This is a genomic window from Paenibacillus sp. KS1 (genome assembly GCF_001680695.1).
GTDB lineage: Bacteria > Bacillota > Bacilli > Paenibacillales > Paenibacillaceae > Paenibacillus_B > Paenibacillus_B suaedae.
Map to the genome: position 1 here is coordinate 61,690 of NZ_MAIS01000006.1, position 15,458 is coordinate 77,147.

The 15,458-nt window shown below is 44.5% G+C and carries 15 protein-coding genes and 1 pseudogene; 4 read left to right on the forward strand and 12 right to left on the reverse strand.

Annotated features, from left to right (window positions below; translation table 11 throughout):
- Positions 1 to 2 precede the first annotated feature (2 nt).
- Positions 3 to 1,346: an MFS transporter gene (pgtP, locus tag BBG47_RS03710; protein ID WP_021255145.1), complete on the forward strand. Its 1,344-nt coding sequence runs from the start codon at positions 3 to 5 to the stop codon at positions 1,344 to 1,346.
- Between the two features lie 290 nt (positions 1,347 to 1,636).
- Here the strand turns inward: pgtP and lepB are convergent, their stop codons facing one another.
- From lepB to BBG47_RS03735, 4 genes and pseudogenes are all read right to left on the reverse strand, one after another.
- Positions 1,637 to 2,134, reverse strand: a complete 498-nt coding sequence (gene lepB / locus BBG47_RS03720) for a signal peptidase I (RefSeq protein ID WP_065290570.1) — start codon at positions 2,132 to 2,134, stop codon at positions 1,637 to 1,639.
- 15 nt (positions 2,135 to 2,149) lie between these two features.
- Complete coding sequence (locus tag BBG47_RS03725) at positions 2,150 to 2,800, reverse strand: hypothetical protein (RefSeq protein ID WP_083189064.1); 651 nt, start codon at positions 2,798 to 2,800, stop codon at positions 2,150 to 2,152.
- Between the two features lie 34 nt (positions 2,801 to 2,834).
- Positions 2,835 to 2,969 (reverse strand): annotated as a pseudogene (locus tag BBG47_RS30595) (DinB family protein); the annotation flags it as partial.
- Between the two features lie 140 nt (positions 2,970 to 3,109).
- A complete protein-coding gene (locus tag BBG47_RS03735; protein ID WP_065290572.1) occupies positions 3,110 to 4,309 on the reverse strand; it encodes an MFS transporter in 1,200 nt (399 codons plus the stop codon).
- 312 nt (positions 4,310 to 4,621) lie between these two features.
- Here BBG47_RS03735 and BBG47_RS03740 point away from each other — a divergent pair, with 312 nt between their 5' ends.
- Positions 4,622 to 5,248, forward strand: coding sequence for a phosphatase PAP2 family protein (locus BBG47_RS03740; RefSeq protein ID WP_065290573.1), 627 nt, complete (start codon positions 4,622 to 4,624; stop codon positions 5,246 to 5,248).
- 64 nt (positions 5,249 to 5,312) lie between these two features.
- Here BBG47_RS03740 and BBG47_RS03745 read toward each other — a convergent pair whose 3' ends face one another.
- From BBG47_RS03745 to BBG47_RS03770, 6 genes are all read right to left on the reverse strand, one after another.
- Positions 5,313 to 6,047 (reverse strand): YdcF family protein, encoded by a 735-nt coding sequence (locus BBG47_RS03745; RefSeq protein ID WP_065290574.1) that lies wholly within the window; start codon positions 6,045 to 6,047, stop codon positions 5,313 to 5,315.
- 10 nt (positions 6,048 to 6,057) lie between these two features.
- Complete coding sequence (locus BBG47_RS03750; RefSeq protein WP_028531575.1) at positions 6,058 to 6,351, reverse strand: hypothetical protein; 294 nt, start codon at positions 6,349 to 6,351, stop codon at positions 6,058 to 6,060.
- An 88-nt stretch (positions 6,352 to 6,439) separates the two neighbouring features.
- On the reverse strand, positions 6,440 to 8,344 hold the full coding sequence (locus tag BBG47_RS03755; RefSeq protein WP_065290575.1) for a DNA translocase FtsK: 1,905 nt from the start codon (positions 8,342 to 8,344) through the stop codon (positions 6,440 to 6,442).
- Positions 8,345 to 8,569: 225 nt separating this feature from the next.
- Positions 8,570 to 8,947, reverse strand: a complete 378-nt coding sequence (locus BBG47_RS03760; RefSeq protein ID WP_083189065.1) for a GrpB family protein — start codon at positions 8,945 to 8,947, stop codon at positions 8,570 to 8,572.
- A gap of 13 nt (positions 8,948 to 8,960) precedes the next feature.
- Positions 8,961 to 9,359: a RidA family protein gene (locus BBG47_RS03765; protein WP_065290577.1), complete on the reverse strand. Its 399-nt coding sequence runs from the start codon at positions 9,357 to 9,359 to the stop codon at positions 8,961 to 8,963.
- A gap of 38 nt (positions 9,360 to 9,397) precedes the next feature.
- On the reverse strand, positions 9,398 to 9,907 hold the full coding sequence (locus tag BBG47_RS03770; protein ID WP_065290624.1) for a GNAT family N-acetyltransferase: 510 nt from the start codon (positions 9,905 to 9,907) through the stop codon (positions 9,398 to 9,400).
- A gap of 239 nt (positions 9,908 to 10,146) precedes the next feature.
- Here BBG47_RS03770 and BBG47_RS03775 point away from each other — a divergent pair, with 239 nt between their 5' ends.
- Together BBG47_RS03775 and BBG47_RS03780 are read left to right on the forward strand one after the other, a co-directional pair.
- A complete protein-coding gene (locus BBG47_RS03775) occupies positions 10,147 to 10,929 on the forward strand; it encodes a helix-turn-helix domain-containing protein (protein WP_065290578.1) in 783 nt (260 codons plus the stop codon).
- Positions 10,930 to 10,972: 43 nt separating this feature from the next.
- Complete coding sequence (locus tag BBG47_RS03780) at positions 10,973 to 11,674, forward strand: transglutaminase-like domain-containing protein (protein WP_065290579.1); 702 nt, start codon at positions 10,973 to 10,975, stop codon at positions 11,672 to 11,674.
- Positions 11,675 to 12,177: 503 nt separating this feature from the next.
- Here BBG47_RS03780 and BBG47_RS03785 read toward each other — a convergent pair.
- A complete protein-coding gene (locus BBG47_RS03785; protein WP_065290580.1) occupies positions 12,178 to 13,185 on the reverse strand; it encodes a zinc-dependent alcohol dehydrogenase in 1,008 nt (335 codons plus the stop codon).
- Positions 13,186 to 13,202: 17 nt separating this feature from the next.
- The gene (locus tag BBG47_RS03790; protein ID WP_065290581.1) at positions 13,203 to 15,452 is read right to left on the reverse strand and encodes a helix-turn-helix transcriptional regulator; all 2,250 of its coding nucleotides are present in this window, start codon (positions 15,450 to 15,452) and stop codon (positions 13,203 to 13,205) included.
- Positions 15,453 to 15,458: the final 6 nt, after the last annotated feature.

The following is a 15,458-nucleotide window of genomic DNA, read 5'->3' on the forward strand; positions in this document are numbered from 1 at the left end:
GAATGTTTGCTTGGTTGAAAAAAGCTCCCGCCATACCACGATTGCCGGAGCACATGATCGCGAAATTGTACCGAATCTTCCGGATTCGTACATTGATCGGTATTTCTATCGGTTATGCAGGCTACTACTTAGTACGTAGCAACTTTACGTTATCCACACCTTATTTAAAGAGTGAGCTCGGGTTTACCACTTCTCAAATTGGTTTGTTGAGCTCGGCACTCGCCGTCACTTACGGGATAAGCAAGTTCTTCATGGGGAACTTGGCAGATAAAGCCCATACACAGCGCTTTATCGCTGTTGGTTTGTTCTTGTCTGCCATTATTAACCTTATCATGGGCTCTTCTTCCACGTTCGGTCTCATTTTCATGCTTCTTATCGTGAACGGGATGTTCCAAGGCATGGGTGCTCCTCCTTGCAGTATCACACTGGCGAACTGGTTCTCGAAGAAAGAGCGCGGTACTTATATGGGAATCTGGAATACATCCCATAATATCGGCGGAGGCCTTATTGCACCAATCGTCGGTGTTGCATTAGGGGTTCTCGGCAATGCTTACTGGCAATCCGCAATTTTCGTCGTTCCTTCGATTATGGCCATGGTTATCGCCGTATTCGTATGGTTCTCCGGTAAGGATACGCCACAATCGATCGGCCTTCCGCCAATCGACGAATATCGCAACGATTATGATGATGTAGAACGCAATCCAGACGGCGACAAGCTGTCCTTGAAAGAAATCTTGTTTAAATACGTACTTAAAAACAAATTTATCTGGTTCCTGTGCTTGTCGAACGTATTCGTCTACTTCATTCGCTTCGGTGTCTTGAACTGGGTACCATTATACTTGACGGAAGAAAAAGGCTTCACACAATCGCAATCTCATGTTGCATTTGCTGTATTCGAATGGGCAGCCATTGTAAGCTCGCTCGTAGTCGGTATCCTTAGCGACAAGTTGTTCAAAGGCAACCGGATGCCGCTCTGTATCATCAGCATGGTCGGAGTCTTGTTGGCTACGCTCGTATATTGGCAGTCTTCGGACGTGCTCGTAATTACGATCGCCGTATCCATTATCGGCTGTCTCATCTATGTACCACAGTTCTTGATTGGCCTTAGCGCAATCGACTTCGTACCGAAGTTCGCTGTAGGTACAACGGTTGGTTTGACTGGTTTGTTCGCTTACTTGTTCGGTAACTTGACTGCAAGCGCACTCGTTGGATTTATCGTTGAATCCTCCGGCTGGAACGGCTGCTTCCTGATGCTGCTTGGAAGCGGTGTATTGGCAGCATTCTTCTTGACGCTCATTCAGATCGGCCGCAAGAAGCATATTCGCAATACTGCAAATCAAGCATAAGTGAATCGAGACTTAGAATTACTTATTTAACTTACCATGTACACACCCTCTGTTGCGAGCTAATAGGCTCAGCATACAGAGGGTTTTCTTTTCCCCGCTACCAAAGCCAATCTCAATCCTCCCATCTATGCTTGAATAGCTATGGGAAATATTGATGTTCTGCAACAGAGGTTCCAAATACATATCGAGGGTCATACCTTGCATAAAAAGACCCCACCCTTGATTAATAACAGGTAATCACAGGTGAGGTCTTACAGCTTCTACTTGTATGAATGGATAAATGGCGACGCCTATTGGCTAAAAATATGTGTCGGTACAACAGCCAGCACCTTGCCGATTATTTCGTCTGTGCTCACGAACGGCTTATCCCAAAGATGGGAATCGAAGCTGTTGTTCCGGTTATCTCCAAGGAAAAAATAATGAGCCTGTGGTACCGTAATCGGCCCATAGGAATAGTTCATCTTCTCCTGAATGTATGGCTCCTCGACTGGAACATCATTCCGATACAGCTGTCCATTCTTAACTTCAATGCGATCTCCCGGCAAGCCGATAAGCCGTTTTACATACCGGTCTTCCGCAACTGGCGGATAAAATACAACAATATCCCCATGCTTTAGATCGGTTAACCACATCATTTTCTCAACGATCAAGTGATCCTTCTTCTCTATCGTCGGGATCATCGAGCCAGTCGGGACACTCATCGCTTCCGCGACATATGCTTTAATGAATAATGACAGACCGACTGCGACAATTACACTTGGAATCCACTGCTTCAACGTTTTCCACATAGTTCGGTTCCTTTCTTATTTATCACTTTTAGTTTCACCAAACAACTCCAATTCCGCTCCAATCTCGTTCGATCTCCCACTGTAAAAAGCCGTAGAATCTCTCGCATAGACACGGTATTCCGCAGTCACACTATTTTTCTGGTGAGGGATCAGCTCTACACTTTGAAAATCAAACTCAATAGTTTCGTCATTCATCAATCGTATGGGACGAATGCGGACATTTGTTTCTTCACCGTAATTATATACGGTAAATGTGCAAATAGTGGTCAGCTGCTTCACATCTTCAGAATATTGCACAGTCGAGCAGCTGCTGCCCTCCTTTGCGTAGTCTAACGAAGATATCCCCGATGCGAAATATTTCACGGTGAACATCACACCTTTGCTAACCGTAGGGGATGCCATCGCAAACAAAATACACCCGATAATCAGCCGTTTTGCTAGCTTTGGATGAACATAAGAGCGAGACGCACCCCGAATTCCAACAATTAATAAAAGGATACCAAAAATAACAGGCGGATGCCAACTCCCACCATCCATTTGTACCCACGGCGATAGACCAAGAAAGAGAAAGATCTCATCTCCGAAGGAACGTCCTAAGTGATGCATGGATATCAATACGATACCAACAAATGTCGCCCCCAAATAAATTGGCCCCGGCTTCAGCAACAATCTCCCTCCCTCTCTTTTGTTCGGGGTTCTCTCATGTATGGTCACGATGTAAAACTTCCCGCTCGTTGAGCTTCTTCATGAACACAATATTTGCAAAATGATGTCTGCTATGATCAGCAATATGCCATATCCCCCAGCGAATAGTGGCTTCATGCCCGTTCTCGAAAGGCACTGTTTCAGAATAGACAAATAACCCGGTCTCGTAACAAAGCCAGGTCATGATGTCCATATAAAGCGAACAGAATGTAACAATCAGTTTCACACCCCATAATTATACATACAAATCAACAGAGACGGAAGCAATCGTTATATTTCTTTGGCAACTGGTTGGGTAGCATGTTGGGTAGATACCCGTTTCACCATCCATATCGAGAGCACGACAAACAGTACGCCGAAGGCAGCAAATGTCATGCTTGAACCAAAGTTCACGATAATCAGACCACAAATAAGCGGCCCGGCCGACATCCCAACATAGCGGATCAGATTGTACAAGCCTAATGCACTTGCTCTCTGTTCTTCGAACTCGCTGCTAATCATTGTTGAATAGAGAGGCGCAATCACCCCCCCTGCTGTACCGTACAAGAACAAACCAATTGACAGCCCTACTAAAGAGTACGATTCAGTCAGAGCAAATATAAGAATGCTGCATGCTGCCATTAGATTACTGTAGAGCAGTAAACGACGTTGATCGATTTTAGCTTGAATTGATTTGTATACCACAGTTCCCAGTATCATACTGACCGCCATAGGTAGATAGAGCAAGCCGACAATCGTCAAGCTCATGTGATATTGATCTGTCAGAAGCGTAGGCAAATATACGATGAGTGCGAAGTACAGGAAGAAATACAAGAAGCTAATCATAAGAATTCCTCTCCCGACTTGGCTTCGTAACACAATACCATATTGAACGATCATCCTGCGAATATTTATGGAAGCTGACCGATTCCTCTGGTCCTTCGGAAAGTATAATCCATTCCCAAGCAGCAATAATAGCGACACGCCAGTGAGGAACCAGAAGATGCCGGGATAATTATATTTCCCTCCTATCCATCCGCCAAGCACGGGGGCAACAGCGGGAGCAATTGACATTAGCATCTGATAAGTCCCCATTGCACTGCCCCGCTCCGCTCCTTGGTATAGCTTCCCAATGGTGGTAGCTGCAATTAACGGAATCGATGCTGTCCCTACAGCTTGCAATGCACGAAATACGAGAAACCAAGTAAAATCCTTCGTCACTGCGCAGCCGATACTAGCAGCAATCGATATAGCAATGCTAGGCATTAATATATACCTTGCTCCCTTCACATCAATGAGTGCCCCACATCCAATTTGCATGATCGCAATGATAAAAATGAAAATCGAGACCGATGCGTTCACCATCGATAGCGACACATGAAAGGTGTCTCGTAACAACGGAATAATCGGAGAATAGATGTTTTGCATCAATGATGCGAAGAACGTGCTTAGACATACTACGTATAAAATTAGCTTAGAATTTGATTGCATTCGCTTTCCTCCTCATCAGATCTCTGTTATTGCTCATTACGTAATCCAATCTCGATTTATTGTTACATATGTAACGATATGGGTATGAAAATGAAATAGACATCTAAAATGAGACCGCCAATATTGTTGCACTTGAAACAATAACCAAAGTTTACTACGATATCCCCGTATTTACAACCCTTATTCATCACAAAAAGAAAAGCTGTATTGTTCTCATCCGTTCTTCATACATTCTTCAGCTTTTTATGCGGTTCGTCTATAGTTTTATGATTTACGATGAGTTCAAGTTCGTAAAAGAAAGGATGAGCGAAGATGAATCGAAAGCTCTCGGCATATATTCCCCTGCTGTGGCTATTAGCAATCCCGGTGCTTAATATCTGTTACGGGTTATTAAACCATGGGAATACGATCGTTCATGACCTATCGACTGATTTGGATCAGGAAATCCCCTTTATCCCTGCATTTATCATTCCCTACGTGATTTGGTATCCCTATATTTTCACCGTACTTGTGCTGGTCTTCAGGAAGCAAAGAAATGTGTACTATCGAACGCTGCTCTCCCTCTGTGCCGGACTGGTCATCTGTTATATGGTCTATGCAGTATATCAAACGACTGTACCACGTCCTGAAATAGGAGAGCCTGGATTGCTGACAGATCTTGTACAGCTTGTCTATCTAACAGATGCGCCATTCAACTGCTTCCCCAGCATTCACGTCTTTACATCCTATCTTATGATTAAGGCTGTATCCGACCCAGATTCACAGCATCGCTTCCCCTATTTACGAGCCATTGTCCTCATCCTCTCATGGGCAATCATAATATCGACATTGTTTGTGAAGCAGCATGTATTTATGGATGTGGCGGCAGGGATTGTAGTTGCAGAGTTGGTATACAATCTTATACGAAAATGGCTATCGTATCTTAACATCGTTCCCTAGCATACACAAATAGGGAGATCCCCAAGCACTTGTGCATGAGGAATCTCCCTTACCGCTTTCTTATTCAAAATAGAACCGCCTTCACCATCGCTAAAAATTCACGAATCATATTCGTTGGTTTCAGATGATTAGGGGAACTGCTTGATATTCCGTACGGCTCAAACCCAACCTTTCTGGCGAGCATCTTCGAGCGATACATGTGGAAATCACTTGTGACAATCATTAACTTGTTGCCTAATGCACCTTGTTCTCGAAGCAGACTCTGTGAATAGAGTAGATTCTCCTTCGTTGAGGTTGACTTCCGTTCAGCAAGTATACGTTCCTTAGGTATTCCATTCTGTATTAAATAATCTTCCATTGCACTTGCTTCAGGTATATCTTCACCTGGCCCCTGACCTCCCGATACAATTACGGGAACTTGAGGGTTGGCTCGAATATAAGGCAAGCTTGCATCAAGTCTATCTTGCAGCGTTGTTGAGAGCTTCGTGCCTCTTAATCCTGAACCTAGAACAATTACATAATCGACTTGTGCCTGATTACGATCATCTGTCCCCATCTCGGATATAATGAGCGATTCCACTACAACGAACAGCATTAAACCTATGGACACACAGATCAAGAATAGATTCCGCAACCATTTATACTTTTGAAAGTCTATTTTACGCAACAGAATATACAGGAAGCTAAGCGAACACGCGAAGGCGACTTCGAAAGTTCTTCCATAAACGATAAACAATACAACACATAGCCCAATCAAACCAAGATCGACGAGCATTGACTTACGACTCCAGCTTTTCATCTTCACGCTCCTAATTCTCCGTATTCGCCAGGGTCAACCCACATTCAGGACATACGGTATCATCCATACTTACCCGTATGCCGCAGGCCGGACAACATTCAGTATCATGGCTTGGCTGAACAGAATCAGGGGTTTCTTGTACTTGCGTCTGGGTCTGTATCTTATCCTTATGCAGTTCAACCAACAAATCTCGAATTTCTTTGATATGTTGGGCCATCTTCGACTGTTCAATGGCAGATTGAATCAGATGGTACCAAATATATAAACCAATACCTGCAATAATGATAACGACAACAATCCCCATGCGCTACATTCCCCCCTGTTCTATTTGCAGAAAATAGAATGACACCCAGTCCTCATCTTACGCTAATCCAATATGGTGCATCACATGGTTAAGAGCCGATTTCCGACAAACTTGGTAATTGAATGATTTCTGAGAAACGCATCCGTAGTACTGAGCTGTTTTTCAAAAAGACGGCAACATCGTTGGCATCCCCTTCGATGATGATTACGGTTTCGGAGGAATAGCGATCCGTAGCTTTCACCAGAGACTCCGTTAATGCACGCACCTTGTCTGCATGTGTACGATTTCTATCTTGTGCAGGAAGCCGCAGCACAAGCATACCATTCTTCGCATGTTGGAGATTCGATATTACGTTACTGCTTATGGAACTTGGGTCCTGATCCTCCATATTGTCTATTGATACAGGTACGATTTGCCCCCATGATAGAATGCCGCACTTCTTATAAACCTGAGACAAGAGTTCAATTACCTGTACTCTAGCAGGATCGATACCGCCCATAACTGCAAGACACATAGGAGGCATATCGACGTACAATCCTTTTGCCTTCCCTTCTTGATATTGTGACAACCGATGGACAAGTTGGCGTAGCGATTCTGCATATTCGCCAAGTACTCCACTGGATAGGAATTCATTCAAACTACCTTGTAAATCGAACCTTGCTTCCCCCGTTTGATCTGATTGTGCCTTAGAGTAGTTTGGATTTGCTGATAATGTTCGTCCCTGCAGCGATTCATCTGGCTGTTGAAATTTATCAGTTTGCTGGGATTCATCAGCATTCGATATCTCGCTACTCTTCATATTGGAATGCATTTCTGCCGTGTGATTGCATGACTGCTCAGTATCGCTCAGCGATGTTGACTCATTCCGCTTCTCTACTGATGGAGAAGTCGTCCGACTAGCGGATGGAACCTCAATGTTGAGCGCATACACACTTGTGAAATAAAGTCCTATTTCAATATGTTCCTCCAAGAAGCGGTGCATTTTCGCTGGCGCTCCCGTTAAAATGACGAGAATTTCATCATCTTCTTCAGTCTCATTTTCCAAACAACAAAATAACATATCTAGCGCTTCCCGCCCCTGTCCGGTTCGATCGTCTTCAAGCAGCTTGTAGGCATCTTGTATTACAAGTACGCCTCCGCGTGCCTGTTCAACAATATCGAGCGTAGACTGTGAGCGTCTTCGGCGGTACGGATCAATTAATTGTTTATAATTCACCTCAGTTACCGTTCGTTCAGACAAGTAGAACAGTTCGTGAAAGAGAGAAGAAATGAGATCAGCAGCCCTCATCTCCCAAGTACCCGGTTCCGTAGCGAATATCATATGAATTCTCGGATAATAAATGTCTTGTCCCAAATCATAGCGATTATTAAGCCTCTGGATTAGTCGAACGAGGCGCTGAATGTTCTGATGCATCGCATCAAGACCCGTTAACTCATGAAGCTCCTGCAAAAGGGCTTCTATATTTCGATCCGCTTCAGCCTGTTCTTCTTCAGTCAAGTCCTCCTCATTGGAATACACCTCTTTGATACGTGCAGTTACTCCATCTGGGGTTAAGAGCGCTTGCCGTCTATCACTTGCTGATGGCGGGCCAACAATTTGCGCCACCTCTAGCTGCTCCTGAATGAGCCGAGCTCTCTGTGCTCCTATATTTAATTTTGATTGAAGAAGAGCCGTTGACGCGTATCCAACTTCCGCTACGATAATGGCTGCATCTTCGAGCAATTCGTCCTCTTCATCACCATCCGCACTTTCTTCTTCCTCATCGTCCTCATATTCCTCTTCCTCGTTATCTTCGTAGTCTTCTTCATAGCTTGTCGCATCGGCAATCATTTTCTGCCTTTCTGCCTCGCGTTCTTTCTTATCGCTAAAATAACGGTATATAACATAGATGCTTGATACACTGCCAAATAATACACCCAATAACAGAGAGTATTCTGTCAGAAAGAAAATTGTCATCCAAACAATAAAAAATATGGCCCATGGTAGATTCACACGTACACCCCATACTCCCTCTATTTTTTCCTTATTCTAATTCGAGTTGCGGTAATGCGATGATGAATTCTTGATACGGTCGAAGCTATATGTTCCGAATCCAAAAAAGGATCAATTATGCTCGCTGACTTCCATGGAACCATGATTGCCTATATCAGGCTAATCTAAGGATAGAAGGGCTCTATATGTTCCGCTTGATTTGATATCAGATCAATGATTTGCATGTCATTCGCTCCGATTCTTCGATTTTACACATCTGTTTCTCCAGCCCTCCAACCAAACTTCCTGACTCCAACTGCTCGCTCTTCGCATAATGTCCCAGATGATAGGTTCTTTGGCATCAACATATCCATGCCTGTCCTTCTGGTACTTCTTCATCAGCTCATATTTGACCGCAGCATACAACTCACATTCATCAATATGGCAGCGCAAGTAATCTCTGAACAGGAGCGGGAACTGCTCCGCCCAGCTCCCCAATTCTCTCACATGGATATGCGTACGCTTCCCTCCAGGAGCTTCGCGAAAATAACGCTTCGTCTTGTCCGAATTATCTGCGCGATGAACATAGCCGATCGAATCACTCCAACAGTAGCAGATACCTATCTAGTACACTCATCTATACAACCTTATCCGTCAAAATCGCCTGTACTTCGATTTCAACGAGCAAAGCGGGATCGATAAGGGCCTTCACTTCTACCATGGTAGCTACCGGGCAAATGTCGCGGAAAAATTCACCGTGAGCTCTGCCAATCTCTTCCCATTTGGTTATGTCTGTGACGAACATTCTTGTTCGAACAACATCGGACAAACTTGCTCCAACTTGGTTCAGAGCGTTAGAAATAACTTGCAAAATATATGTAGTTTGCGCATAGGCATCATTTACACCGACCACTTGGCCTTCCTGCATCGCTGTTGTACCCGCAACCTCGACCTGATTGCCCACTCGTATCGCTCGGCAATAGCCTACCAATGGCTCCCAAGGTGATCCTGTAGTTACCCGAACTCGTTCAGCCATTGTATCCCACTCCCTCTATATCATGTCCCACGTTAACATTAGAACTTCTTATAATAAATAACGGTTGCATGATAACCTCCATCTGCAGACTTGGCGAATTCCGGAATCCGTCCAGCTTCCATATACCCATTCGATTGGTACAACAAGTTGGAAGGATCTCCTTCTCTCGTATCAAGCACCAGCAGGCTTCGTTCTTCATGGTGCGCGCAATCTTCCACAACTCGCAACAACCCCTTGGCAATTCCCATTCTGCGCTGGGAAGGGTGCACCATCAACTTCGCCACTTCTGCACGATGAAGAGCATTTGGCTTTTGAGCGAGATGAAGCTGGATTGTACCGCACACCTGATTATCAACTAGCGCAACCCACAGGTGCACCTCCGGCTGCAATACCGCTGCCCAATAATCGTCAGCCATCTTGCGATCCAGTGGAGGGAGGAATCCTATTGATGCACCATCATTCACGACGTCCAATAACAACGTTGATAGCCCTTGAAGCACTTCTCCATCCAACTGCTCTATCTCTTTAATTTGAACACGACTGTCCATAGACTTCCACTCCGTTCGTCTGTCATTAATCTTAAGAACATGCTCCACAATTGCTTCCACAATACCTCTAGATATCTATTATTATCCACCTCAATAGAACCTGTCAAAGCAAGAAGCGCTACAAAAATACCATTCTTTCTGAGAGTCCCTCCCTTTACTTCAACCGTACCGCTAGGTATAATTCGAACCAATGCTCCATTGGTCAAACGATGATGACACGCAAAGGAGGAGTAAGCAAGATGTCTGCAATCATGAGCCCCTACGACCTAATCGTGTATTTTGGCTCTGACCATGTATCTTTTCTCACGAAAAAAGTAGATGCGGACAATCACAGCCATAACTACATTCAGATTACGATCGGCCTTGAAGAGGATGTAGCGATAACGGTAGACGGAGTCGCCTATCAAGCTTCCGGCTTGATCTTGCATTCTAACATCGTTCATGAACTGCAAGGCCATGGACAGTGGCAATGGTATATGCTCATCAACCCTGAATCTGCATTCGGTGAGCATCTGAAGAGAACCTACTTACAGCACTCACCAATTTATATCCTAACAAGCTATCAAGTCGAGGAACTGCAGCAGCTTGCAATCCAGCATTTATTTTCGCTACAGCAAGCAATGGAATACGACCAGATTTGGAACAAGTGCAAGCACATATTGAAAATGACGGATGACAATCTGCCGCCTATTCTTGACGGACGAGTTCATCACATTATGCAAGCACTAGAGAGCATTTCTCTCCCTCAATTGACTGTAACAACACTCAGCAAGAAGTTATTTCTGTCCGAGAGCAGACTATCTCATCTATTCAAAGACAAGATCGGCATATCACTCGCCAGCTATATCGTTCATCATAAATTAGAACACGCATTCCATGCTGTCTTTAGCGGAAAATCCATAACAGACGCAGCAATGGAAGCGGGCTTTAATAGCCCTTCCCACTTCTCTAAGACCGTTCGAGACAAACTTGGCATGACTGCCCGTACAATTGTTCAACATAGCAGATATTTGAAAGTATGAATTCCTCCTCTCCTTTATAGTTGAAGGAGAAGGAGGAATGACCATGACATCCTATTTAGAAGCAACGGCATTAGTTGATTATAACCATCCATCGATTCAAAAGCTTATCATAGAGCGATCCTGGAAAGAAGCTAAAGAGTACGATAAGATTCGTGATATATACGATTATGTGCGCAACCAGATCAAGTTCGGTTACAACCGCGGAGACGATATTCCCGCTTCGGAGGTATTAGCAGATGGATATGGCCAGTGCAATACGAAGAGCATCCTGCTGATGGCCTTGCTGCGTGGAGTCGGAATCCCTTGCCGCATTCACGGCTTCTATATCGATAAGAAAATGCAAAAGGGAGCATTGACTGGCATCATCTATACATTCGCCCCCCGCAATATCGTTCATGCCTGGACGGAAGTTCATTTCCAAGGCAAATGGATGGCGCTTGAGGGTGTCATTATCGATGATATGTACCTTCATCAAGTAAAAGATAGACTGTGCAGCTACAACGATGGTCATATCGGATACGGTATAGCAGTGAAAGACGTGAAGAACATCAACTTATGCTGGCGTGGCGACAGCACCTATATTCAGAACTTCTCGATTACTGAGGATTTAGGCTACTACGATAACCCAGATGAATTCTTCGCGGCATACAACAATACGAAGAGTCGGTTTAAGAAAGCCGTGTTGAATCTGCTTCGGAAGCGGGTAAATCGACGCACCGACGAATTACGGGAAGGCAAACTATAATTAGCAACTATACCTGACCCCAAACATAAATAGCCTATCCCCAAAGAGAGTAGGCTTAGATGAAACCTCAACACCCGTGCCCGCATTGCTTCGGGATGAGCAAGCAGTGCGGGCATTATGTCATCGATGATGCAACAAGATCTCACCATTGCATTCTGCACGAAATCGCGCTTGGAATTGCTCGACGAAGATCAACTTCTGATCGAAAATATCTTCGGACAATTCATAGTTCAGCGCTTCTCGCGAGCTAGCTACATACTCGGCATAGTTCTCACTATCCCACAATTGAATGGCGACATCATACAGTCGCGATTAGTAGGCAATCTGGATGTATTGATACATCAGCCCAGTAACCACAGAGAGAATCAATGGTTCATTTTTCCATACTAGTCTATTATAGAATTGCCTTTCTCTCAACAGAAAAAGCCGTACATCACAAATCATGGATTCGTCGTACGACTCATATGTACTTATAAGAATACAAGTATATATAGGCACGAATATTACGTCTCATTCCCGTATTGAAGTAAGGTCGCAACCACGTCTCTACGTTCCCTGTAATTATCGTAAGCCTCCTCGGCTCTTGCTACCGGATACACATGGGTGATCAATTTCTTCATCGAAATGCGTCCATCAGCGAGCAGCCGTATGTAGGCTTCAAGATTTCTCCCCTCTGTCCAACGCACATGACCGATCGGGTAATCTCGATTCTCCTGCTCATATTGCTTGTCATACCGACCGGGTCCTCCTGCCCTTGAAATGAGAACTTGAGCCTCTTTCTGGAACATGAGCTCTCTGGAATAGGACATCGACAGATCGCCAACAATGACTACCTTCCCCCGATCCCGAATCCATGTAAGCGCACTGTTCGTCACTTCCTCTCCCGATCCGCTCACACAGAGCAATACGGCATCTGCTCCTGCCTCTCCAACTGCTTCAGACAATTCCAGTTCCATTTGATTTTGATCCGCATACACTTGGTCTAACCCGTGCTGTCTGAGCATCTCTGCCCTGCGGGCGTCCATATCCAGTGCAACCGTTCGATAGGCGGCAGCATGAGCGATCTGCGCAATCAAATTGCCTAATGTCCCAAGGCCGACGATAACGGCAGATTCCCCGAATCGTAAGTCAGCTACACGCAGCGCATGCACCGCAATAGCACCTAACCCCCCGAACGCGGCTTCCTTCGGATCAACCTTATCCGGCACAAGTGCGATCAAATTCGTGGGAACAGTCAGCCACTCCGCATGACATACGTACGGCGCCCCATAGCAGGCCACCCGCTGCCCAACCAAATCACTGCTCACACCATCCCCTACCTGCTCAACGATGCCAACTGCACTATATCCCAATAGGATCCGCGACTCCGATGAACAGTTCACCATACTCAGCTCCGTGCCCGGACTGATTGCTGAATATTCCGTTCGAATTCTGACATGTCCATACTCCAGTTTCTTGGGTTCCACTTCAGCAATGACAATTGTGCCGGATTGTGTCGCCACAGCCTTCACTTTAATTCCCCCAATCGTTAACCTGTCTGCCGTTTTCGATACTCACTAGGCGATATTCCGTAATATTTCTTAAATGTGGTAGCAAATGTTGACGCATTCAAATATCCTGTCTTTTCTCCGATCTCAGTTACCGAATATGAGGTATGCTTCAGCAGTTCTCTGGCATGGGCTAGTCGCACCTTGTTCAAGTAATCCACATAATTGATATCAAACGTTTTTTTGAAATAACTAGAGAAGTATTTCGGCGAGGTATGGAAGACTTCTGCAATATAATCCAAATACAAATTCTCCATATAATGAAGCTCGATATATTGTGCAATGAAAGCAGGATTCAACTTATTTGTCGGCTCACTCTTGCACTGCTTTGCCAAAAATGCAGCAACCTTAATAAGCGCCTGCTTCATCTCCGTATATCGATTCGCCCGTGAAATGCTTCGAAGAAAATCCCCTTCAAGCTTGCTCCATTCCTCCTGTTCCAGCGACGGATTGCCGATCATGCGGAACAAGTCATAGAACATCGCTTGCGCCACGTGCACCATCTGATGCATATGAATATTTCGCTTGTTGTTCGCTTCGAATGTATCTTCTATGATCTGGACGGCATCTTCCAGCCTTCCGCATAACACATAGTTAGAGAGCTTCTCCATTTTGTCCATCGGATAGTACATATTATAGGTGTATCGTATCTGTTCTGCATCCATCACAGGTTCATCGTTGCTTACCGACCGATGTGACATCCCATGGTTTACATCTTGAAAAGCGCGTTTCCAATGTACCTCATCAGTGCTGTACATACTGCTTACACAAGCCCCTACTTCATAGCGGCTCAGCTCATTATTTCCTGCAGCAGCAATGTAAGCACGAAGCTGTTTGAATAGTGTACGCCTAGTTAAAGGCTGATCCAATCCAATCCAAGCGACAAATTGCAGCTTATCGGCATGAAATAGAAGTGCCTCTATCGACTCTCGCTTCAATCCAGCAGCAATACGTGATTCCAGCTCATCAACATGGATACGCTCATGTGACTCCGCTTCCTCCTTAGGCAGCAGTTGGATCAGAACCATCACAAATTGTTTCTTCACAGTGCTTTCTGGGAAGTATTTGCGGATAAGCTGCTCCGATTCACTCGGATCTGCATACTCATCAATCGCTCGAAGGAAGGCAGTTCTTCGATTTCCTACACGTACGACTTCAAGTTGCTCTCTGAGCTTACCGTTGTCTAATTGGAGCACACGAATAGCCTTATGAATATTGCGAATATCATTTCCTTTACTCGTTTCCATTCCCAGCTGCTGAATAATGTTACGGATGGGTCGGTATAAGTACATACTGAGCAAGTAAGATAAAGTGACAGCTCCAATTATGGCAGTGATCATGATCGTAAGATTCGCACTGCTTACGGAGTTGATGTTCTTAAACTTATAAGGAATTTTATTGATATACATAAATCCGTTGTACGTCGATTTGTAGAAATTGTACTCGAAATCCTTGCCCGTGATCGTCCCTTCCGAATTGAAATTAGAGGTTAACTGATTCCATACCTCTACCAAGTCAAAATCATCATTCGTGCTGAGTATCACATTGCGATTCGAATCAAGCACAATAAATGATGCACCAGGTATAATAGCAGTTTGGTCAACGAATTTCATCCACTTTTCGGCACTAATCAAAAACATGATATGTTTATCAGATAGACGAAATTTATTGCCTCCCACCATAATCAGCAGTTTCTTTTTTTGCCATGTCGTACCGCTGTTCATGACCTTGTATGTATCGGCCGGAAAGACTTTCGATTCATGCGGCATGGACATAAAGCGCTTCCAATACGCTGCATTGTAGATGGAATGTACATATTTTTGCTCAAATAGCTCTCCTAAATCAGTCGTACCGTGCAAGGTTATTGCAAGATTCGAATTGTCATGAAATACAATAATATCTTCGATAAAATCAGCTTTGGAGACGAGTGCGGTAACATTTTTCTGTAAATCGTACACCTTCGCCATATCCAGGCTTCCATCACTATTTACAATGTTGTTATAGGGTAAGGAGTGAATGGAATGATTCATGCTGTCTAGGGACCTGAAGCTGTTATCGATCGATTGAATCATCGTTTTCACGACTAACGCATTATTTTGAGCTACTTCGTCATAGACTTCTGAGATGGAGTTCTTGTGTACAATATAGTTGGAGACAAACATGACCATGATCACGATTAACAAAGCCATGAAAATTTGAAGCAGGCCGACGTTCATCAATAATCTTTTCATCTCGCT